This is a genomic window from Burkholderia sp. S171 (assembly GCF_009766085.1).
Taxonomy (GTDB): Bacteria; Pseudomonadota; Gammaproteobacteria; order Burkholderiales; family Burkholderiaceae; genus Caballeronia.
Genome location: NZ_LMUF01000052.1, coordinates 545,724 through 566,636, shown reverse-complemented (window position 1 = coordinate 566,636; position 20,913 = coordinate 545,724). Strand labels below are relative to the sequence as shown.

Genomic DNA, 20,913 nt, shown 5'->3' with positions numbered 1-20,913 from the left:
CAACAAGCACTAAGAGTTACAGGTGATGTTGATGCCCCGTCACCCGCTCCCAGCCATGACGCACCGCGAGCTTGAACCGCTCCCACGTGTCATGGCCGCCTGAACTACGGCCTTCCCAATCGCGGCGCAGTTCAGTTTCCATCGAATCGTCCCAGTTGCGGCGGTGATAGCGCTCGTCGCTGCCCGCTGTCACGCCGTATCGATACGCTTCCTCGTACTCTTCGTAACGCGTACCCGTCGCCGCGTACTTCGACTCGTAGTCCGTGCGGAACTCGTCTTCGTATTCCATGTACTCGTCCGGCATCGTGCTTCGCGTGCTCGCATGTGTCCCAAGCGATGAGTCACCGGTTTGGCTCAGCGTACCCGGCACCGGCGAACCCGTCGCGCTCATGGCGCCAGCGGCACCCACTCGAGCCGACGATTCGGTTTCATCGAGCGGATCGAGCGGATCAAGAGGATCCACAGCGCGCCAGCCTTGCGCGGGCGTTGTTCCGGTCAACGGATCTTCCGCACCCGCTGCGCGCAATGTTGTCTCGTTCGTGTCACGCCAAGCCGTGCCGCTAGTCATCGGTTCGCCGCCAGTCGTGCGATAAGTGGAATCGCTTTCGCCGGCAAAGTCATCGCGGCTGACCGGACTCAACGGGCTGATCGGGTCGAGCGGCCGCACAGCCGGATCGTCACGATCCGCATGCGGATAAGCGCGTACCCGGCTTGCATCCCGGTTGACGTCGGCGCGAACGGGGTCAAGCGGATCCACTGCCGGATTCACCGGCGCGTGTCCCGGCACCGCGCTGCCCGTGCCCAAGCCGAGTTCGTCGAGCAGCGAATGATCGCGGCTCGCGGCTTCATCGGCGACCGGTGCTCCCGTGCGTGAATGATTCAGCGTGCCCCAGCTAGCCGCGCGTTCGTCTATATCGATTGCGCCTTGTTCGGCCAGCGTCTGGCGCGCGGTATCGGCGAGCGTCTCGGTGGCGGTATCGACGGCCACCAGCACCGCTCCGCGCCGCACGGCCTCGGAGTAATGCGCCACTTCGGGCGGTTGATCGCGGCCCCCGAACAGCATCGAAAAGAAGCGTTCGATGTTTGCCAGCACGCCGCCGGTTTCAGGCGGCTGGCCAATGCCAATGCCCGACGCGAGCGCGGGGTCACCGGGCGAGGATGGGTCCGGCGCGGCCTGGAGTTCGACGTCGGAACGCGCAAACCCCGACGCTACCAGTGCGCTGCGCGCCACTTCGGCTTGGTCGTAGGTATCGAAGATACCAATAACTGTGTGTCGCATGGCTGCCTCCTGGGTGGCCTGGATTGAGTGGCGATGCATCAGACGGATTCGCCGCAATTCCTTCACAGACTCGCAACTCGCGTGCCGGGTCGCGGGCGTGCGCGCTGCAACGCCGTTGACCGCCCAACGCGATCCCGCCCCGCACCCACCGGCGAGCGGATGTTTTTACAAACCATGTGGAAAAAGGCGCTTGTGCTCAGTGCGGCGCTTCGCCGTGTTCGCGATTGTCGGCGCGTGCGCTCAGGTCTTCGCGAATGGCTTGCAGAAGCGAATCGAGCAGGGCGATATCGAACGGTTTGGAGAGCACACGCGCATCGACCTGACGCGCCCGGTCCAGTTCTTCGGCATAACCCGTGACAAGAATCACCGGCACGCGCGGCGTCCAGCTTTGCAGGATCTCGGCCAGGTCGATGCCGTTCAGTTTGCCCGGCATGTGGATATCGGAGAGCACGACGTCGAACGGCAGCGCACCGTCATTGGCGACGTCGCGACGGGCCGCCTCCAGCACGGCGATCGCGCCGTCCGCATTGAAGATATGCGTGACGTCGTGATTCATCATCGACAACAACGCTTCGGTGCCTGCAGCAACTTCTTCGTTATCTTCCACCAGCAGCACGCGCAGCCCGTGCGATTCGCCGGTTGTGGCCGTGTCATGTTGCGTGTCGAGCGCTTCGGGTGCAATTGCACTCGCGCGCGGCAGATAGAGACGCACCGACGTGCCTGCGCCAACCGCACTGTCGATAGTCGCCACGCCGCCCGCCCGCTCGCAGAACGCGAACACTTGCGGCAGGCCCAGCCCGGTCCCCATGCCTTTTGACTTGGTGGTGAACAACGGTTCGAACGCGCGGCCGAGGACGTCGGGACCCATGCCTGCGCCGGTATCTTCCAGCGTCAACTGCACGAATTCGCCGATGATCGGAAAGCCGTCCTCGTGGCGAAAATGCACGTTGTCTGCGCGCACCGAAAAGGTGCCGCCGCTCGGCATGGCGTCGCGGGCGTTCACGGCCACGTTGATCAGCGCAAGCTCCAGTTCGGCGGCATCGACACGAACCGGCCACACGTCGTTAGTCGTTTCCAGATTCAGCGCAACCTTCGCGCCCAGCGACGCTTTCAGCAGTTCACGGCAGGCCGGCAGCCACTTGCCGATGGCAATAGTCTCGTTGCGCAGCGGCTGCTTGCGGGCGACGCCCAGCAACTGGCGCGTCAGCGACTGGCCGCTTTTAAGCGCACGTTCCATGGCCGACAACTCACGATCCAATCCCGTCGCGCCGCGTCGCCGGACAATCTGGACGTTCGTTGAAAGGATCATCAGCAGGTTGTTGAAATCATGCGCGACACTGCCGACCAGATTGCCCAGCGCTTCCATCTTGCGCGCCTGCCGGTAAGCCGATTCGATCGAACGGCGCATCGATGCTTCCGCCTGCCAGCGCTCCCAGGCATCTTCTTCATTGGCGAGGCGGCGCAGCGACAACCAGATCACGCCCCACAACACCACGCACGGGGCGAACAAGGACAACATCAATACGCTGACATGCCGATACCACGCAGCCCAGATGGTTGCGAGGGGATATCCGCTGGAGACATACACCGGATAATTTCCCACCTTTCGAAACGCCACGATCTTCATTTCGTTGTCGAGCCCTGAGCGCATCCGCACGACGCCGTTCCGCTCTCCGGAGGCATACGCTTCGCGCAACGGCGAACTGGCGGCAAGATCCATGCGATTGGGCGGCCGCGTGGGATACCAGGCGAGCACGGCGCCGTCAACGCGTGTGAGGCCAAGCGATACGGTCGAGTTTTCGCCCAGCAACTCTCGGTAAAACGCGCCGAAATAACTCGGACGAAGCGCGACGGTGACAATGCCATCGAAGCGGCCATCCGGGGTCTTGCGCGGCACGGCCGTGTTGAACACAGTTTCTCCCGCGACCTTGCCGAGCATCACGCGGGAGACGTTCTCAAACATCTTGTTGTCGCGGATGCCGACGAAGTCGTCGCGGGTTGCAATCGATACATCCGGCGAGGGGTAAATGCGGCTCGTGGCAATCAGGCGGCCATCCGCGCCAATAATGCTCACCGACGCCACTTGCGGATAACCGCCGCCCATCGCCACGAGCTTGTCGTGAACGGCGAGTTCTTCGCGGTGCAGGGTGTCGTCGTCCACGCCGTCGATCAGGTCGATCACGCGGGCGTTGAGCGTCTCGTTCATGTCGAAGACTTTCAGCGCGTGTTCTTCAGCGACGTGCGCGTTGCGGTCAACCACCTCGGCGGCGTCGGCCTCGCGCCCTTTCAGGTCGCTCCATGACATGGCCGCCACATAGAGGCAGGGCAGGACAATGGCGGCGATCAGCAGGACCCGGAGCGTCATGCGCTGGGCAGCGAAGTTACGCTCCGGTACAACGGGGAATGGCGGCTCGTCTTGCCAATGGTCAGCGCCCGGTTCCTCGCGTTGAGGCGTCATGGTGAGTCGTCGTTCAAATGTGAAAGGCTGAGCGCAGCATCTTTATCAACGATTTATGCACGATGAGCGCGGTGGTTGCAGCATGCGTAATTGCATGCATTTTAGCCGCTCAATTGTTCATCGCCTGTTCATCGCCCGCGCTCGGGAAAGAAAAGGCATGCATAAATCGTGCCTTTCAACCGATGAATCGATGTTCTGCCAAACACACGGTATCGACGTTTAAAGCGCGGGGATTGAGGAGGGGTGACGTCTCGGGAGAGTGGGGAGAGGGCGGTAAAAAGCGCCGGACCGAGTAAAGTTGGCGAGGAATTATCGGCTTTACCGGCGGTCAGGGCAGGGCAACGACGGGACGTTCCGACTAAACCGGGCTGGCGGCGCGCGGCCGGTCCGCAAGGTCGTCGATCAAAACCTGGATATGCCCTTGCGAACACGGCTCAATACGCGCGACCACGCCGAACACTTGTTCGAGCCTCGCTTGCGTCACGACTTCGGCGGGGACGCCGAACCCGACGATACGGCCGCCGTGCAGCAACATTGCCTTATCGCAGGAACGCAAAGCGGTGTTGATGTCGTGCAGCACCACCACGGTCACCATGTTGCGATGACGCGTCTCGCTGCGCAGCGTGCGCATCACGTGGAACTGGTGGTTCAGGTCGAGCGCGGAGAGCGGTTCGTCGAGCAGCAGCACTTGCGGATCGCGTACCAACGCCTGCGCGATACCAACCAGTTGCCGCTGACCGCCCGAGAGCTCATCGAGTAAGCGCGTTGCCAGCGATTCGATACCCAACCGCTGCAGCACGCCATGCGCATGCACGAGGTCATCTTGCGTCGAGCGCTGCGTGCCATACGACGGATGACGGGTCGCGCGATAAGCAACCAGCACCGACTCCAGCACTTGCAGCCGCACGCCGGCGGGCAGCGCTTGCGGCAAATACACCACGCTATGCGAGCGAGCGCCTGATGCGCTCAGCGCAAGCGCTTCGCCGTCGAGCGACAGCGTGCCTGCTTGCGCGCGCGTGAGGCCGGCGAGCGCGCGCAGCAGCGTGGACTTGCCGCTCCCGTTCGGTCCCAGCAGCGCGGTGATTTCGCCGCGCGGCAAGGGACCGGCGCCGAGTGAATCGAGGACGCTGCGCTTGCCGTAGCGCACGCTCAGGTCGTGGATCGAAAGCCCGTTCATCAGAGCTCTCCATGCGACGAAATCACAATGCCGAGGAACAGCGGAATGCCGACCAGCGCCGTCACGATGCCGACTGGAATCAGCACGCCCGGAATAATCAGCTTCGATGCAATCGATGCCAGCGACATCATCAACGCGCCGGTCAGCGCGCTGCCTGGCAGATAGAAACGATGATCCTCGCCGAACAGCGCCCGCGCGACGTGCGGTGCGATCAGGCCGACAAAGCCGATGGTCCCGACAAACGACACAGCCAGCGCCGTCAGTACGGCGACCCGAAGCAACGTGCCGAGCCGTAGACGCCGGACATCGATACCAAAGCTTGCCGCACGATCCTCGCCCAGCCGCAGCGCCGTGAGCCGCGACGCGTTCGATAAGGACATCGGCAAGGCTACCGCGAGGGCCACGGCGAGCACGCCGATCTTCGGCCAGTCCGCCCGCGCCAATGATCCCAGCGTCCAGAAGATCAGCCCTTGCAGCGCGTCGGCGGACGCAATGAACTGCATCAGCGCGACCAGCGCATGGAACGAGAACACGAGCGAGATGCCCATGAGCACCACGCCCGCCGTGCTCATGCCGCGCCAGCGCGCGACCGTATCGAGCAGGAACGCCGACAGCAGCGCAAACGCGAACGCGTTCGCGGAGATGACCCACGCCTGCGCGACGCCGGGGATCGTAATGTTCAATACGATTGCCAGCGATGCGCCAAATGCCGCCGCCGCCGATACCCCGAGCGTGTACGGGCTCGCAAGCGGATTGTTCAGGATAGTCTGGACTTCCGCACCGGATAAGCCGAGCGCTGCGCCGACCAGCAGCGCCATCACGGCATAAGGCAGGCGAATCTGCCAGACGATCACATCGATATCCGTCGCTACAGGGCCGCGATGAAACACGGCGCGCAGCAGGGTGGATACAGATAGGCTCGACGGCCCGGTGCGGCAGTCGAACAACAGCGCGGCAACGATCAGCACGCCAACGATCACCAAGCCGCCGATACGCCGCCGCGTCAGCCGCTTATAACTGGCCACGCTGTCATCGCGGGCGGCCGCGTAGCCGTCGGCAGGAATGAATGTCGACATGGCCGCGTTTATCCTGCTGTCCGGGGCGCCGCAGCGGGCGCGGGGTGATCGATCCAATACGTGCCATCGGACGGAACAGCCAGGAATCGGCGATACAACTCGTCATGCGTCGCCTTGACGCTCAGGTCCTTGAACTGCACCGGATAGATCCACTTCGCCAGCGCTTCGATCGCGATGATGTTGTACGGCGAGTCGTAGTAGTTGTGCCAGATGCCGTGCACGCGGCCATCGTGGATTGCTTTGACGGCATCGAAACCCGGTCTTGCAATGAGCTCTGCGAGGCTCTGGTCGGCGTCCTGCTGGCTCGTAAGCGCGCCGACTCTCACCGACGGCACGCCGGGTCGCGTCCACGAACCTGTCGCTACGTAGACGTCAGGTTTCGAGACGATCAACTGTTCCATGCTGATGTCGCCGAGCGCGCCGGGCAGCAAACCCGCGCCAATATTTCGCCCGCCTGCCGCCTGGATAAATTCGCCGTAGCTGCCGTTGCCCGCTGTGTGGCAGCACGTGCCCCACACCCCCGCCAGCAAGTCGATAAACACCTTCGGACGCTGCGCTTCAGGCACGCCGCTCACCACGCTCCGAACATGCGCCAGATGCTCGGAATAAAAACGGATATAAGCGTTCGCCTCGTCATTGCGATGCAGGACTTCGCCGAGCAATTTCACGCTCGGCAACGTGTTTTGCATCGGATGGATACGGAAGTCGACAAACACCACCGCCGTGCCCGTGGCTTCGAGTTGCTGGACGAGCGCGTTGTATCGGCCGGGGCCTTCGCCGCCATACGTGAAGATCGCGAGATCGGGTTTGAGGCTCAGCGCTTTCTCGTCGCTGACACTCCCTTCGGTTGCCCCGCCGATCAGCGGGATATCGCGGATCTGCGGGAATTTGGCGGCGTAAGCGTTGAAGGTCTGCTGATCGTGGCTCTGCAGATCGCCCTGCCAGCCCACGATATTCTTCAACGGATGTTGCCCTTGGAGCAGCGCCACGGCCATCAGCAAGCGGCTTTCGCCCAGCAGGATGCGCTGCGGATTCGCCGGAATCTTTACCGTGCGGCCGGCGACATCGGTGACTGTTTGCATCGCGTCCAGCGTCGCCGCTCCGGGCGCGTCAGCCGCGTTCGCGGCGCTGTACTCGAGCGCGCCCGCGCCGAGCGTCGCCAGCGCAAAAGCCACGCAGGCCAAGCGTTTCAGCGACAAAAATCCAAAAATCGACATGTGATACCCTGCTGAATAAGAATGATTGCGATTTGCAACACAGACTTTAGCGGGCCGATGTAATGCGCATATATCGAAGTGGGGCTGTTTTGTAATGGAATGTGTTGGCGCGGGATCTGGCCGCTACGCCCATCGCGGAATCAGGCACACTGCCGCGGCGTTTTAGCGTTCACGGCAAGAAGACAGAACACATGGACCAGATACTCGTCGTCGACGACGATCCGAACATCCGCCAGCTCCTGCTCGATTACCTCGGCAGCATGGGTTACGGCGCACAGGCCGCAAAAAGCGGCGCGCAGATGAAGCAGATCATCAATTCGTCGCGCATTGACCTTGTCGTGCTCGACCTGATGCTGGACGGCGAGGACGGCCTCGATCTCACGCGGGAACTGCGCCGCAACAGCACCGTTCCGATCGTCATGCTGAGTGCGCGCGGTGGCCTGCTCGACCGCGTGCTCGGCCTGGAAATGGGCGCCGACGATTATTTGCCGAAGCCCTTCGACCCGCGTGAACTGGTGGCGAAGATCAAGGTGGTATTGCGGCGCAGCCGGGCGATGCCCAATGCGCGGCCGGCGGATTCCATCGCGGGAATCACGTTCGCCGGCTGGCGGCTCGACACGCGCATGAAGCAGATGCTGTCGCCCGAGAGCGTGGTGATCACGCTCGGCGGTTCCGATTACCGGACGCTGCGCACGCTGCTCGATCACCCCAACCGGCCACTTTCGCGCGACTATCTGCTTGACGAAGTATTCGGCAAGAACCATACGCCGCTGGATCGTTCTATCGATGTCTGCATCAGCCGCCTGCGTCAACACTTGAAGGACACGGCACGCGGCGCCGCGTTGATCCGCACGGTGCGTAACGAGGGATACATGCTGACGGCCGATGTTTCGTACGAAGGTTGAAGCCGGCGAAGGCTGCGTGGCAAGCATGTTGAAAGGACGCCGCAGGCCGCCGCAGGGCAACACTCCACAAACTTGATATACTTTTCGCCGCTTCCGGCATGGCTTGCACGCCGCCTGAAGCCGGTATCCAAGCCATGCCGGGCTTGCATTCAGCTTTAAAGCATGTTCCATGAAGCTGGGTGTCCGGCGCCCGATCTAAAACACTTGCTGCCCTTGGGGGCGCCACAGCGGAGTCCGTCTTGGCCGTTTCCAATCTTATCGCCGACGATCCTGCTCCCGACGTTGCCAAGGTAACGTCGGGTAGTTCGTTCTATCTCGCCATGCGCATCTTGCCGGCTGCGCAGCGCGACGCCATGTATCAGGTCTACGCGTTCTGCCGCGCGGTTGACGATATTGCCGACGGCACGCTGCCGCGCGGCGAACGCGCCGCCGCGCTCGAACAATGGCGCGCGGACATAGACGATTGCTACGCGGGTAAGCCGCGCAGGTCGCTGGCCGCGTTGACGCAACACATCCAGGCCTTTCATCTTTCCCGCGATGACTTCATTGCCGTGATCGACGGCATGGCCATGGACGCCGCCGAAGACATCGTCGCGCCCGACGAAGCCACGCTCGACCTGTATTGCGACCGCGTGGCGAGCGCGGTCGGGCGGTTATCAGTGAGGATATTCGGGATGCAAGAAGATGCCGGACGGCGTCTCGCGCACCACCTTGGCCGTGCGCTGCAACTCACGAACATTCTTCGCGACATCGATGAAGACGCCGGCATTGGGCGGGTTTATCTGCCGCGTGAATTGCTGTCGCGCGAAGGTATTTCCACGACCGACATTACGTCCATCGTCAACGATGCCCGCTTGCCGCGCGTCTGCCTGACGCTCGCTGATCGTGCGCGGTCCCACTATGCGCAATCCGACGCAATCATGGCTACCGCGCCGCGTGCTCAGGTGCGGGCGCCGCGCATCATGTCGGGTGCATACAGGTGCGTGCTTGAAGCGAATTTGAAGCGCGGCTTCGATCTCCCGCGCAACCACGTCCGCACGCCGCGTTCGCGGTTGCTGTGGATCGTCGCGCGACATATTTTCTGATGTCGCGTCTCGTTCATGTGATTGGCGCGGGGTTGTCGGGACTCGCCGCCGCGGTCCAGTTGCAGCGCCGTGGAGCGCGTGTGGTGCTGCACGAAGCAGCGCCACATGCGGGCGGCCGCTGCCGTTCTTACTTCGATATCAAGCTCAACGCCACGATTGATAACGGCAACCATCTGGTGCTGTCGGGCAACCACGCCACGCTGAGCTATGCGAAGGCGATTGGCGCTGCCGACGAACTTGTTGGCCCGACCCAGCCCGAGTTTCCGTTCATGGATTTGCGCAGCGGCGCGCGCTGGACGGTGAAGCTTTCTCCGGGCCGCGTGCCGGGCTGGATCTTCGATTCCGCCGCGCGCGTTCCGGGCACCATGCCCGCGGATTATCTGTCGCTGGCGCCGCTGCTGTTCGCCAAACCCGGCCGTACGATGCAGCAAACCATGCGCACGAACGGGCGCTTGTGGGACGCGCTGATCAACCCGCTGTTCCTGGCCGTGCTGAATGTGGATCCGCGTGAAGGCAGCGCGGTGCTCGCCGGCAACGTGCTGAAGGAAACGCTGCTGCTCGGCGGTCAGGCGTGCCGGCCGCTGGTCGCGCGCAACGGGCTGGGCCATGCGTTCATCGATCCCGCGTTGCGCCTGCTGCAATACGGTGGCGCGGAGATCAAGCTCGGGTCGCGGGTGCGCGAGATCGGTTTCGCCGGCACGGATTCGAAGACACGTGTGACGTCGCTTGATTTCGACGATGGCCGCGTGGACATCGGTCTTCACGACGGCGTGGTGCTTGCCGTGCCGCCAAACGTGGCGCAGCAACTCGTGCCTGGGTTATCCGCGCCGAACGAATTCCGCGCCATCGTCAATGCGCATTTCGCTATTGATCCGCCGCTTGCCTTCGAGCCGATGACCGGTTTGCTGAACGGCACCGCTGAATGGCTCTTCGCGTTCGATGGACGTCTTTCGGTGACCATCAGCGGGGCAGATCGTCTCCTCGATACCCCGCGCGAGACGCTTGCGCAGAGCATCTGGCAAGAGGTCGCGAAGGCGGCGCGCTTGCCCGTTGAGCGCATGCCCACTTGGCAAATTGTGACGGAAAAGCGTGCGACCTTTGCGGCTGTGCCGAGCCAGGAAAACCTCCGGCCGGGCACGCGTACGCGCTGGTCGAATCTGATGCTGGCCGGCGACTGGATTGCCAACGGGCTACCGGCCACGATAGAAGGCTCGATCCGCTCCGGCCAGAAGGCTGCGGACCTGCTTATGAATCCCTCGATTGATTTCTCGGTGCAACGCTGATGAACGAAACTGTCCAGCCGCCCGGTCTCCAGCCGGTGACGGCGGCGGCGCTGGAAGCGTCGGTGGCGCGCGCTGCCGATGCCATTCTTGCCGACCAACATCCCGACGGCTACTGGCTTTATCAGCTCGAAGCCGACGCCACTATTCCCGCCGAGTACGTGCTGCTCGTGCATTACCTTGCCGAAACGCCGAATCTCGAACTCGAAGCGAAGATCGCGCGGTACTTGCGCAGGATCCAGCGGGCGGACGGTGGCTGGCCGCTTTTCACCGATGGCGCCATGGACGTCAGCGCCACCGTGAAGGCGTATTTCGCGCTGAAGATGATTGGCGATTTGCCTGAGGCCGAACACATGCAGCGGGCACGCCGCGCAATTATCGCGGCCGGCGGCGCGGAAAAAGCGAACGTGTTCACGCGGATTCTGCTGGCGCTGTTCGGCGTGGTGTCGTGGCGCGCGGTGCCCATGATGCCCGTGGAAATCACCCTCTTGCCCGAGTGGTTCCCGTTCCATTTGTCGAAGGTGTCGTACTGGGCGCGGACCGTGATCGTGCCGCTGCTCGTGCTCAACGCAAAGCGGCCGAAAGCGCGCAATCCGAAGAACGTGCGAATTGATGAACTGTTCTTCGATGCCCCCGTCAACGCCGGCATGGCCGAGCGTGCGCCGCATCAGCATCAGGGCTGGTTCATGTTGTTCCGCTGCGTGGATGCCGTGTTGCGCGCCGCTGATCCCCTGTTCCCGCGCCACACGCGGCAACGGGCGGTGGAAGCGGCGGTGAAGTTCGTCGATGAACGGTTGAATGGCGAAGATGGTCTTGGCGCGATTTTCCCCGCGATGGCCAACTCCGTGATGATGTACGACGTGCTCGGTTATCCGGAAGATCATCCGAACCGGGCGATAGCGCGCAAGTCGATCGAGAAGCTTTTGATTATCGATGAAGCGCCGGGCGGTGAGGCATATTGCCAGCCGTGTTTATCGCCGATATGGGATACGTCGCTCGTCGCGCACGCGTTGCTCGAAGCCGATACGCCTAACGCTCGCGCTGCCGTTTCGCGTGGACTGGACTGGCTCGTGCCGCTGCAGATTCTCGATGTACGCGGCGACTGGATCTCGCGCCGGCCGAATATCCGGCCTGGTGGTTGGGCGTTCCAGTTCGCGAATCCGCATTATCCGGATGTGGACGATACCGCCGTGGTCGCGATGGCGATGGAACGCGCCGATCGTGAAAACGGAACCGCGTTGTATGGCGAAGCGATTGCACGCGGGCGGGAATGGGTTGTCGGCATGCAAAGCAGCGACGGCGGGTGGGGCGCGTTCGAGCCTGAGAACACGCAGTATTACCTCAACAACATTCCTTTCTCCGATCACGGCGCGCTGCTCGATCCGCCTACTGTCGATGTGTCCGGGCGTTGTCTTTCGATGCTCGCGCAATTGGGTGAATTGCCGGCGACGAGTGAGCCGGCGAAGCGCTCGCTCGACTATATTCTGCGCGGTCAGGAACGCGATGGAAGCTGGTACGGGCGGTGGGGGTTGAACTATATCTACGGGACGTGGACGGCGCTGTGTGCATTGAATGCGGCTGGATTGCCTCTCACCGATACCCGCATGCAGCGCGCCGGGCAATGGCTCATCAGCATCCAGAACGCCGATGGCGGCTGGGGTGAAGGCGGGGAGAGTTACAAGCTCGACTATCGTGGATATGAAGCGGCGCCGAGCACGGCTTCGCAGACATCGTGGGCGTTGCTCGGGTTGATGGCGGCGGGGTTTGTCGATCATCCGGCGGTGGCGAAGGGCGTGCAGTATCTGCATGCCACGCAGCGTGAACATGGCTTGTGGGACGAGACGCGATTTACCGCGACTGGGTTTCCTAGGGTGTTTTATCTGCGGTATCACGGGTATAGAAAGTTCTTCCCGCTTTGGGCGCTGGCACGGTACAGGAACATGATGCGCGACGGTACGTCGCGCGTGACGGCGGGCATGTGAGTTCGCGACCGGGCTTTGCTTCTGGCTTTGGCTTGAATTCCGGCTCCGGCTCCTCTGGCTCCGAAGATGCCCGTCTGCCCGTGATTGCTGTGACGGGGATGGCGTTTGAAGCGCGTATCGCGCGTGGGCCTGGGGTGGAGTCGGTGTTTGCGGCGCGGTCGGATTTGCTTGAGCGTGCGTTAAGTGAAGCGTTGGCGCGGGGGTGTTCCGGGATTATCAGCTTCGGGACGGCTGGCGGGCTTTCGCCGGAGTTGGAGCCGGGGACGTTGATTATCGCTAGCTCTGTGTCGGGGCCGTTCGGCGTGCTCGATACCGATCCGGAATGGTCTGCGCGGTTGTTTGCGGCTTTTGCCGGGACGCCGCTGGAGGCGAAGGCGGTTCGAGGGACGATGGCCGGTGTGGCTGCGCCTTTGGCCGGCGAGCAGCAAAAGAGCTCGCTTTATCGGGCTACTGGGGCGTTGGCGGTGGATATGGAATCGCATATTGCCGGGGCGATTGCCACGGCGCGGGGATTGCCGTTTGCGATTTGCCGGGCAATTGTTGATCCGGCTTGGCGGAGTTTGCCGAGTGCTGCGACGGCCGGGTTACGGGACGATGGGACCACGACGATTCTGCCGATTCTGCGCGAGTTGTTGAAGGAGCCTTCGCAGCTTGGCGCGCTGTTGAAGGTCGCGGGGGATGCGCGGGCGGCAAAGACTTCGTTGGTCCAGGCGCGGCATGCGATGGGGGTGGCGGGGGCGTTGGCGGTTTAGGGTTTTTGGTTTTTGGCTTGGCCGTTGCGCGGCTGAGTAGGGAATGGCGGTCGGTGGTTTGGCGTGCGACCGCAATTCGATGTTGTTTCAAACTGGTTTCAATCAACCATGCAGTGATAAGCCTTTGATGGCTTTATCGACTGCTTTCTTCGGTCCTCTTACGGCCAGTCCGACCAGATCGGGCGCATCAGCCGGCTCCTTTAAAAACACCTCCCGATTGGCTTCATCGTGGCCAGTGGAAAACATCGCGCGGACGTAGACGGCGCGGGTTAGTTCTCGTTCGATTGCTTGGCGGAAGGCGCGGAGGAGGTTGGGGGTGTTGGCTTGGTGAATCATGATGGGCTGGCCGAGGAGGGGGGCGTGGGTTCTGCCGGCGGCGTCGATGTAGGGTTCGCCCATTGCGTCAGGGGCCGCGTGCGCTATGCCGGTTGCGAGGAAGGCGGTTACGTTGAGTTTCTGCCAGACGGCAAGGTCGTCGAGGATGATGATCGCTACTTTGGTATCGTATTCCATGGGGTGGAGGCTTTAAGGGGTGGTCACTTTAGGATGGTAACCAAGGTAATGGTCGGGATGGGTGACGCCGTGTCAGAAACGAATGTGCTTCGATGAAGTGAATATTTGACGCCGTCAGCACGCGGTTTGGCTGAATGACGTTCGGCTGAGGGACCACGCCCCAAGGCGGGCTTGGGAGCGCGAATTCGATAGGCTATGGTTTACTCCACGCATAGGTGGCCCGTGGCCTGCCATGATCGGTGGAAGTCGACCTGAACCGACGGTCGACTTTGTTGCTTCAAACTTCCGCCCCCCTTCGGCCAATCCGGTCCAAGCTACAAATTCTCCAACGAGCGACCGCTCTGAGTTGGAGGCGCCTCCAATCGGTCCCTCAACCAATCATTCAAGCGACGGCGATATTTCGAATGTCAGCCCGTAATTCGCCGCTGCTGAAGCCGCAATGGGCTGCAATTGTGTGTAGTTAGCTGTCGACCCATCGATCGGGTTGCAACGACTCCTCGCATGTTTACCTGCACGCCATAGTGGGGGTGAAGTAAACCGCTCGAACAATCCATCGTGATAAGGGTTGACGCACGCTAAAATGGAGCTGTCTCTCTCTGACTTCCTTATTTTCTAAAAGAGCCGCCCTGCGCCCAAAAGATGAACGACCATACACCTGCTGGCCCGTCGCAGTTATCCACCTACCCCATGCAGCCAACTGCCTCGGTCACCATCGAACCAGAGGTTCCATTGCGCGTTCGTGGCAAAAGGTCGAAAAACTATTGGGAGCCTATTTTCGATCCGACGAAGGCTCCGCCAGTAGGTATTCACGATTGGGATGTCTCAGGTAAGACAAGCATTGAAGACCTCTTGTGCCGCTCACAGGAACTCGAAGCGAGAATGAGGAAAAGGTCGCAAACGAGATGGCCGGTCGCTAGCTTCACCTTCAGAAACTGCGATTTTGAGGGAAATTTTTTCAACATTATTTTTAAAAACTGCACTTTTGTTGGTTGTGATTTTGGGTCTTGCAACTGGAAAAATGCGAAATTTTCAAATTGCAGTTTCAAAAAATGCTCTCTATCCGTATGCACTTTTGAACAAAGTCAGTTCATCGGTTGTGCTTGGGATTGCATTGGCATATCGGGTACGGAGACGAAATTTTTTGACACTACTTTGAGCAATCCTTTGGATTTTATAGCTGCCGCGTGGACGAATCTCGAACCCGGAATTCTCGCGCAAAATAATAAAGATGCGCCGTATCAATCAATGCGCCTTGAGGAAACAAAAACAAAAGTTGCGAGACTGATTTTATCCAATAACGAGCGTAGTAGTGACGACAGCACGTACTATAAATCAGTAGAAGCGTATCTTAGACAGATTGTTGGATCCAAACTTTCGAATTGTAAATATAACATTAAAAATAAAACCAAACTTTGGAGCAACATTCCTGCGCTGCCTATTTTTTACGCCGAATCGATATTCTTAAGGATTTCCGGTGCGGTGAATAATTGGGGCGCAAGTGTGGCACGTCCGGCGCTGGTCGGATTTTTCATAGGCGTCGTGTTTACCGCGTGGTACCACTTTTTTGGAATAACGCCATCATTTAAAATCGCTGCAATGAAGTCATTTGATGTCACATTGTTGTTCGGCTATACAAAACACGCCACAAGCAGCATATGTTTTTTCGAGCAAATTTCATATGCAGCAAACGCTTTTTTGGGCCTTTGGTGGTATGCGATCTTTGTTCCAACGATTATAAATCGCATAAGTCGAGTACGGTAATGTCAATTTTATCTTTGGCTTTGTACGGCAGTCGTGCCAGACAGGACGAGGTAGAAGGTTCTGATATTGATTTGTTTTCGATATCGGACGACGCGCAATATCGCATGATTGTCCACGGCAATACCAACATTGCTAGTTACCCACGCCAGCTGGCTGTTGAAAGAGCCGAGCAAGGCGATCTGTTCATGCTACACATCGTGAGTGAATCTCAAACGCTCTACGATCCGCGCGAATATATGAATGAACTTAAGGATGCCTTTAATTTCAGATCGAATTACGATGCTGAAATTAAATTCGCCTCTGACATAGCGTGGATGCTGATTGATCAATCGCAAGTGAGTAACAATTTTTCTTTTTTAAATCGCCGTACAGCATGGTGTGTTCGGACGATTTTGATCGCGAAAGCCGCAAATAAACGATTTCCTATATTCTCCGCACGAGGTCTCGCTGATTTTTCTGGATCGAGTTTGTCTTTCCCGCTCATAAACGGCAAAAATGATATTGGACCTCGAGAGGAGTCCGTCAGGGAGCTGGAACTCTTTGTTGGCGAATTCGGCCATAAACGACCGCTCCCGAAAGGTAGTCTGTCGTTACATGACTACGCGCAACTATTTGCGCAATCGGAAAATGTCATGGGCGACAAAACTTTAACTATGCTGCAGAGTACCGCTGAAGATTTCTATAATTAAGAGCTTGCATGATGGATAAGTTACGAGCGACACTTGTTTGAAATTAATCTGCAATAGTAGGTTGCGGCCGATCGCGGAAAGCGGCTGATCCGTCGAAGCGTTTTCCTCGTCGGCCTATGCGCTGACTTCTTTGCTTACTGAAACATGCGACTTTACTATCTGACAGCAGAGCGGTGGGCGAAAAAAGTCATCGAGGAACGACGCGTGAAAATTTCGTTGTTTGGCGAACTGAATGACCCGTTCGAATTACTGCCTCACGTCCTGCCGACTAAGAATCACCGCAGGGTCGCCAACATCCTGCGCGACCATCTGGCAGGGCAGCGCGGGGTCATCTGCTTTTCGACAAACTGGGAAAATCCGGTCATGTGGGCACACTACGGGCACAAGCACTACGGTATGTGCCTCGGGTTCGACATACCCAATGAACTCGCCATGCAAATAAGCTATGAGCCAAAGCGCCTCACCTTCGATGTTGATCTGTCGAAATTTAACGCTGGACTTACGCCGGAAATTGTCAAGGCCATGCTTCTGACGAAGTTCGAAGCATGGCGTTACGAAGGCGAATACCGAGTGATGGCAGACTTGAAAGACAAGGAAACAGACGGTCACTACTACGCAAGTTTTGGAAAGACCTTGATGCTTCGAGAAGTCATCATCGGGGTCCGATGCGAGACGTCCCAGCAGGAGGTCGTATCGTGGATTGGCAAAATTGGGCACGACATCCAAATTCGAAAGGCACGGCTAGCATTCAACGATTTCAAGGTTATAACGCAAAAAATGCAGCCCGTAGTTCTGACGGGCAAGTCTGGTCACGATGTGTGATCGAGCATTGCATGGGATGCGTCTGCCCCAAAATCAATGAGGATAATTCATTCACCCCCGAAACCCGATTTTTGAAAGCAATGCGTCCCACCAGGAAACCTTCGCCCGATGCTTTGCCGAACTCCATGACTACTTCGCGGCGATGCCTTATGGCCAGTATTTGCACGGCTACGCATGGGATGGACTCAGGAGGACTAACGCCTTTCGCTAACTGCCTCGAGAGCCTTTGCGCCCGGCTTCAAAAATCCACAGGAAATTAGATACTCGATATCGGCACTGTGCCCCCGAAGTCCTTCAAACGTTGCCTCTAGAGCGGTCTGTTGCCAGACTAGCTCATCCACAGGATCAAGAGCAGGACCTGTGACGGTGATATCTCGTGAGCTCCTTTCTTTCACGCGAGCTATGGCGAAAGGAGAGGCGGGTGCTTTATAGATATAGGTGCGTTCTTGGTTGAGAAGGTCCGTCAGTGAATTTGCGCGCTGCACCAAGTCGCTGGGTATATCTTGACCACTCTGCATCCGTGCAGCGACCGCAAGGCGAGCTTTCAGCGATGTGATTGCCGGAAGGACAAAATCCCGTATCTCAAAGTACCGAGACATCTGTGCGGAAAGGGCATCCTTTCCGGATGTTCGGAATCCATCGTCTTTACCTTGTGAGGCGGGAATTCTATATTTCGAATTCGGGCACTCATTTCTTGCGACCTCCACAGCGCGACTTTCGAAGAACTCCGCCATCTCAACTGCAATGAGGAGTTGACGGAAATCACCGTCTAAATAGCTATTCGCCGCGACGACCTCGTTGAATGCCTCTACATTCATAATGCCGGCAAGTTCATCTTGTTGCTGCTGTAAACGCTTGAGAGGGGCTTCTACCGGTTTTGCGCACGTCTCGCGTAGACGTCGCGAGAACACGAACGCTTTGCCGTTCATCGACGAAATACAAGCGCCGTATGCATCCTGCAGTTCCTCCAAAGTGGCAACAACCGCTTGCACTCCCTTTACTGTCGTACGCCGACTTGCATCCTTCAAAGCGAACAATTGTCCGATCCGCTGAGAACCGACAAGGCCGACCGAACCAAGCATTACCGCGATCGCAATCAAAGATGCAACGAACTTGAACGAAGGTCTCGTCCACCATTCGCCGTAAAAGGTGCGTAGCACTCCAGGGCAACTTCTAATTTGATCAGACATAGACTGCCATCCCCACAGCGACACACTAAATTCTCCGGCTGCTTGCCGAGCGCTGCTTAACTGAATGACATACTGTTGGAGGGCGACCTCGTCGTTGGCGGTTGTAACAATGAAAAACTCATCCAATTTTCCGCTATATGTTTCCGCCTCTGCTATCGCGTCATCGATATTCTTTTCCGTTAGGCGTTTGCCTAGTGAGGACGTGCGCCCCTTGCACTGAACGGCTACTAGAGTCCCGTCTGAGAGATGGCCAATCACATCGATGCCACTTTGGCGCTGGCCTTCGCGACCAAACCGGGCAAACCCGGCATGTTTGGCCTCACTGAATACTGCCCTTGCGAGCCGTTCAAAATGCTGCCAATCCAACGGCTTAGGAATGTCTATCGATGCGGGTGATGTCATAACAGTTCTATTTTCCTGTGACGATGTGCAAAGAGCCGTGATAGTGCCTTTTTACCTGAGCGTCACTCGTCCAGCCAAGATCAGTTTTCGTGGTGATAAATGGCCGATTTTACGCAGCTTGAGGATCGTTTATATCCGCTAGCAAAAGAAGAACATGTCTCCAACAATTTCCTCAGGTGAGTACGTCGTTCACAGACGGTTCCAAAAACTCAACGATCAGCCATTCAAGAGTCCTTGTTTATTCATCGTATCTTCATCCCGACAGCGGCCCTGACGCCGAATCATTCAGAAGTGGAAATTCGTCGCCATCGCATTGCAGCCAGGAACAACCGCAATGACCAAAGAACCCTCGTTCGACGGAAAATCCGTACTACTGCCGCGCGGGCAACCACCGCCAATTGCAAGCTGTCGGCCACGGGTCGTCCCAACACTTAACTCACACGCAATCACGCATCCCCAAACGGATTCCCTTTCTTAGTCGCCGGCGTTTGGTTCTTCGTCGCCAGATGATTCTGCAACCAGAACATCGCTTTGTTCAACCCTTGGGTATGCCAGTCCTGGCCCATTTCGCAGATGAACACCCGATCGTCTGCCGCCGTCGCACGCGAAAACGAACCGGCCAATTCCTTGGCATTGCGATCCGTGTTCAACACCAGGAACGCGCCCATTTGATGCAAGTGCAAGAACTCATAATCGTCACCTGACACTTGCGCTGCGATGTCTTTGATCTGAGCGTGCTGCTGTGTCGGAGTACCGATAAATATGCTGACCAGATACGTCACTTTCTTGTTGATGTTCATGTTCTTCCGCCGTGCCGTAGTTGGATGGATCAGGAACTTTGATTGTCACACAACGGGAAGCCGTATCTCTCGAAGACGCGGACCCAACATCAGCGAGAAAGCTGCGAACCACCACAACCATCCCCAAAAACAAAAAAACTGGCGAGCCACCCACGCTCGCCAGTCTATCCACCCTCACCGGGTCACCAAATCAAACCACCCCTACTTCCCATGCCCCGCATCCAACGGCTTATGCTGCTCCGCTCCTGACCCGGGGAAGAACGTATCCCAGACGGCTCTAACCCCTTCCGCCGCCGTCACTTCAGCTTCAATACTCTCCGCCCCATCAACCTTACTCGGATCGCCGGAAAGGCCGCGCCAGTGAGTGAAGACGAGCATCGGTTTTTCGGTCCATCCGTCCGTACCAAACTTCGCGAATGCCGTTTCGCCGCTCGCGAGTTGCACCTCGTACCATCCGTCGCGCACCGGTGTGAAATCGCTCAACGGAAACCATGCAGTCGGATCAAGTTTCACAAGCTCCCCCATAGGTCATTAGGACATTGCTGTCGGTGTAAGGATTGCGCGCATATCACGTGCCTGACATCGAGACTAAAGCGCCCCAAAACGTAGTCACATTCGCCAAGCAAACCTAAGCGTCAGAATACGCGAAGGGAAAAAGGCATTGCAGAATCTCCCTGCCGGCCGCGTGTCATCGAAGCGACCGGGACGGGAATCACTCGGCCAGCCGCCGCCGTCTCGCGGCAACCTGCAGCCAAGTTCAGCAACCGCAACAACAGCCAACCCCGCAATCACCCTTCGCCACCAGAAGCATTAACCGCACAACCACTGTGCATCCATGCGTTGTCCCACGTATCTCATCAAATTGACATACTCTGTTTGTATAAGCGTCTCTTCTATCTGTTGCGTGCACCAAATGCACTCAATAAATGAAGTACCCGCCACATAATGCCGGGCTAATTCCACGTATAAACCCTCAACAGGGAAAATCCGGTTGATTCTTGTTTTTTGTTTATTGATAATGCCTAAACACAATGTCGTGCCAGACCAACTGGTGCGCTGAGAGAGTAGAGAGTCGTCAACTTGGGGGATTCAGTCATGCAATACGCTGAGATCGCTTACGAGAATGTCGTCTTGATTCCGCTGGCCGCGTACGACGATGGCTTGTACGCAGCCATGCTGATCGTCAGGGAGGTTGATGGCGTGCAGCGCGCGACGGGCGTGCTGGGCCATTTCCCGTGTCCTGTCGATGCCCGTAAGTTTGCCCTTGCGTATGGCATGGCGGAAATAGACGAACGTCGGCATGCGCCGCAACATCGAGTAATGCAGCAGTCTTTCGATCAGGCCGCGTAAATCCGGCCTTCCAAACCGAAAGTCAAAGCCAAGCCGCTTTGAAACAAACCGTATCGGTATAGATAAAACACGCCCGTCAAAAACGGGCGCGTTAAATATGGGCATTTGCTCATTGGCGATACAAATAATCACATTAAAATGATTTAATTAAACGCTGCTTTTTTCTGCCAATCAC

At 58.4% G+C, this 20,913-nt stretch carries 18 protein-coding genes; 9 read left to right on the top strand and 9 right to left on the bottom strand.

Annotated features, from left to right (window positions below; translation table 11 throughout):
• Positions 1 to 16: 16 nt before the first annotated feature.
• From GSQ93_RS31395 to GSQ93_RS31375, 5 genes are all read right to left on the bottom strand, one after another.
• Positions 17 to 1,279: a hypothetical protein gene (locus tag GSQ93_RS31395; RefSeq protein WP_158939791.1), complete on the bottom strand. Its 1,263-nt coding sequence runs from the start codon at positions 1,277 to 1,279 to the stop codon at positions 17 to 19.
• Between the two features lie 196 nt (positions 1,280 to 1,475).
• Entirely contained in the window at positions 1,476 to 3,737 is a 2,262-nt protein-coding gene (locus GSQ93_RS31390; protein ID WP_158939790.1) for a hybrid sensor histidine kinase/response regulator, read from the bottom strand.
• Between the two features lie 358 nt (positions 3,738 to 4,095).
• Positions 4,096 to 4,914 (bottom strand): ABC transporter ATP-binding protein, encoded by an 819-nt coding sequence (locus GSQ93_RS31385; RefSeq protein ID WP_158939789.1) that lies wholly within the window; start codon positions 4,912 to 4,914, stop codon positions 4,096 to 4,098.
• Entirely contained in the window at positions 4,914 to 5,990 is a 1,077-nt protein-coding gene (locus GSQ93_RS31380) for an iron ABC transporter permease (protein ID WP_158939788.1), read from the bottom strand. Before GSQ93_RS31380 ends, GSQ93_RS31385 begins: the two co-directional genes overlap by 1 nt.
• Positions 5,991 to 5,998: 8 nt before the next feature.
• The gene (locus GSQ93_RS31375) at positions 5,999 to 7,207 is read right to left on the bottom strand and encodes an ABC transporter substrate-binding protein (RefSeq protein WP_158939787.1); all 1,209 of its coding nucleotides are present in this window, start codon (positions 7,205 to 7,207) and stop codon (positions 5,999 to 6,001) included.
• Between the two features lie 191 nt (positions 7,208 to 7,398).
• Between GSQ93_RS31375 and GSQ93_RS31370 the strand changes: the two genes are divergently transcribed.
• The 5 genes from GSQ93_RS31370 to GSQ93_RS31350 all read left to right on the top strand — a co-directional run bounded on the left by GSQ93_RS31370 (position 7,399) and on the right by GSQ93_RS31350 (position 13,211).
• The gene (locus tag GSQ93_RS31370) at positions 7,399 to 8,112 is read left to right on the top strand and encodes a response regulator (protein WP_158939786.1); all 714 of its coding nucleotides are present in this window, start codon (positions 7,399 to 7,401) and stop codon (positions 8,110 to 8,112) included.
• 239 nt (positions 8,113 to 8,351) lie between these two features.
• Entirely contained in the window at positions 8,352 to 9,197 is an 846-nt protein-coding gene (gene hpnD / locus GSQ93_RS31365) for a presqualene diphosphate synthase HpnD (RefSeq protein WP_158939785.1), read from the top strand.
• Positions 9,197 to 10,480, top strand: a complete 1,284-nt coding sequence (hpnE, locus tag GSQ93_RS31360; RefSeq protein WP_158939784.1) for a hydroxysqualene dehydroxylase HpnE — start codon at positions 9,197 to 9,199, stop codon at positions 10,478 to 10,480. The genes hpnD and hpnE overlap by 1 nt, the downstream gene beginning before the upstream one ends.
• The gene (gene shc, locus GSQ93_RS31355) at positions 10,480 to 12,459 is read left to right on the top strand and encodes a squalene--hopene cyclase (protein WP_158939783.1); all 1,980 of its coding nucleotides are present in this window, start codon (positions 10,480 to 10,482) and stop codon (positions 12,457 to 12,459) included. The genes hpnE and shc overlap by 1 nt, the downstream gene beginning before the upstream one ends.
• A gap of 98 nt (positions 12,460 to 12,557) precedes the next feature.
• Complete coding sequence (locus tag GSQ93_RS31350; RefSeq protein ID WP_158939879.1) at positions 12,558 to 13,211, top strand: phosphorylase; 654 nt, start codon at positions 12,558 to 12,560, stop codon at positions 13,209 to 13,211.
• A 102-nt stretch (positions 13,212 to 13,313) separates the two neighbouring features.
• On the opposite strand, the gene GSQ93_RS31345 is transcribed toward GSQ93_RS31350, so the two are convergent.
• Entirely contained in the window at positions 13,314 to 13,724 is a 411-nt protein-coding gene (locus GSQ93_RS31345; RefSeq protein ID WP_158939782.1) for a DUF2000 domain-containing protein, read from the bottom strand.
• Positions 13,725 to 14,363: 639 nt separating this feature from the next.
• On the opposite strand from GSQ93_RS31345, the gene GSQ93_RS31340 reads away from it, so the two are divergent.
• The 3 genes from GSQ93_RS31340 to GSQ93_RS31330 all read left to right on the top strand — a co-directional run bounded on the left by GSQ93_RS31340 (position 14,364) and on the right by GSQ93_RS31330 (position 16,996).
• Positions 14,364 to 15,485: a pentapeptide repeat-containing protein gene (locus GSQ93_RS31340; protein ID WP_158939781.1), complete on the top strand. Its 1,122-nt coding sequence runs from the start codon at positions 14,364 to 14,366 to the stop codon at positions 15,483 to 15,485.
• Complete coding sequence (locus tag GSQ93_RS31335) at positions 15,485 to 16,174, top strand: nucleotidyltransferase domain-containing protein (RefSeq protein ID WP_158939780.1); 690 nt, start codon at positions 15,485 to 15,487, stop codon at positions 16,172 to 16,174. Before GSQ93_RS31340 ends, GSQ93_RS31335 begins: the two co-directional genes overlap by 1 nt.
• Before the next feature lie 204 nt (positions 16,175 to 16,378).
• The gene (locus tag GSQ93_RS31330; RefSeq protein ID WP_158939779.1) at positions 16,379 to 16,996 is read left to right on the top strand and encodes a DUF2971 domain-containing protein; all 618 of its coding nucleotides are present in this window, start codon (positions 16,379 to 16,381) and stop codon (positions 16,994 to 16,996) included.
• A 194-nt stretch (positions 16,997 to 17,190) separates the two neighbouring features.
• Here GSQ93_RS31330 and GSQ93_RS31325 read toward each other — a convergent pair whose 3' ends face one another.
• The 3 genes from GSQ93_RS31325 to GSQ93_RS31315 all read right to left on the bottom strand — a co-directional run bounded on the left by GSQ93_RS31325 (position 17,191) and on the right by GSQ93_RS31315 (position 19,901).
• Positions 17,191 to 18,588, bottom strand: coding sequence for a hypothetical protein (locus GSQ93_RS31325; protein ID WP_158939778.1), 1,398 nt, complete (start codon positions 18,586 to 18,588; stop codon positions 17,191 to 17,193).
• Positions 18,589 to 19,034: 446 nt separating this feature from the next.
• Complete coding sequence (locus GSQ93_RS31320) at positions 19,035 to 19,388, bottom strand: hypothetical protein (RefSeq protein WP_254074150.1); 354 nt, start codon at positions 19,386 to 19,388, stop codon at positions 19,035 to 19,037.
• 201 nt (positions 19,389 to 19,589) lie between these two features.
• Positions 19,590 to 19,901, bottom strand: coding sequence for a hypothetical protein (locus tag GSQ93_RS31315; protein WP_254074149.1), 312 nt, complete (start codon positions 19,899 to 19,901; stop codon positions 19,590 to 19,592).
• Positions 19,902 to 20,483: 582 nt separating this feature from the next.
• Here GSQ93_RS31315 and GSQ93_RS31310 point away from each other — a divergent pair.
• A complete protein-coding gene (locus GSQ93_RS31310; protein ID WP_158939776.1) occupies positions 20,484 to 20,738 on the top strand; it encodes a hypothetical protein in 255 nt (84 codons plus the stop codon).
• Positions 20,739 to 20,913 lie beyond the last annotated feature (175 nt).

What these genes read in the sequence shown, in the direction of transcription:
- GSQ93_RS31395 (WP_158939791.1), bottom strand. Translation starts at nt 1,279, where the DNA reads ATGCGACACACAGTTATTGGTATCTTCGATACCTACGACCAAGCCGAA.
- GSQ93_RS31390 (WP_158939790.1), bottom strand. Translation starts at nt 3,737, where the DNA reads ATGACGCCTCAACGCGAGGAACCGGGCGCTGACCATTGGCAAGACGAG.
- GSQ93_RS31385 (WP_158939789.1), bottom strand. Translation starts at nt 4,914, where the DNA reads ATGAACGGGCTTTCGATCCACGACCTGAGCGTGCGCTACGGCAAGCGC.
- GSQ93_RS31380 (WP_158939788.1), bottom strand. Translation starts at nt 5,990, where the DNA reads ATGTCGACATTCATTCCTGCCGACGGCTACGCGGCCGCCCGCGATGAC.
- GSQ93_RS31375 (WP_158939787.1), bottom strand. Translation starts at nt 7,207, where the DNA reads ATGTCGATTTTTGGATTTTTGTCGCTGAAACGCTTGGCCTGCGTGGCT.
- GSQ93_RS31370 (WP_158939786.1), top strand. Translation starts at nt 7,399, where the DNA reads ATGGACCAGATACTCGTCGTCGACGACGATCCGAACATCCGCCAGCTC.
- hpnE (WP_158939784.1), top strand. Translation starts at nt 9,197, where the DNA reads ATGTCGCGTCTCGTTCATGTGATTGGCGCGGGGTTGTCGGGACTCGCC.
- shc (WP_158939783.1), top strand. Translation starts at nt 10,480, where the DNA reads ATGAACGAAACTGTCCAGCCGCCCGGTCTCCAGCCGGTGACGGCGGCG.
- GSQ93_RS31350 (WP_158939879.1), top strand. Translation starts at nt 12,558, where the DNA reads ATGGCGTTTGAAGCGCGTATCGCGCGTGGGCCTGGGGTGGAGTCGGTG.
- GSQ93_RS31345 (WP_158939782.1), bottom strand. Translation starts at nt 13,724, where the DNA reads ATGGAATACGATACCAAAGTAGCGATCATCATCCTCGACGACCTTGCC.
- GSQ93_RS31340 (WP_158939781.1), top strand. Translation starts at nt 14,364, where the DNA reads ATGAACGACCATACACCTGCTGGCCCGTCGCAGTTATCCACCTACCCC.
- GSQ93_RS31335 (WP_158939780.1), top strand. Translation starts at nt 15,485, where the DNA reads ATGTCAATTTTATCTTTGGCTTTGTACGGCAGTCGTGCCAGACAGGAC.
- GSQ93_RS31325 (WP_158939778.1), bottom strand. Translation starts at nt 18,588, where the DNA reads ATGACATCACCCGCATCGATAGACATTCCTAAGCCGTTGGATTGGCAG.
- GSQ93_RS31320 (WP_254074150.1), bottom strand. Translation starts at nt 19,388, where the DNA reads ATGAACATCAACAAGAAAGTGACGTATCTGGTCAGCATATTTATCGGT.
- GSQ93_RS31310 (WP_158939776.1), top strand. Translation starts at nt 20,484, where the DNA reads ATGCAATACGCTGAGATCGCTTACGAGAATGTCGTCTTGATTCCGCTG.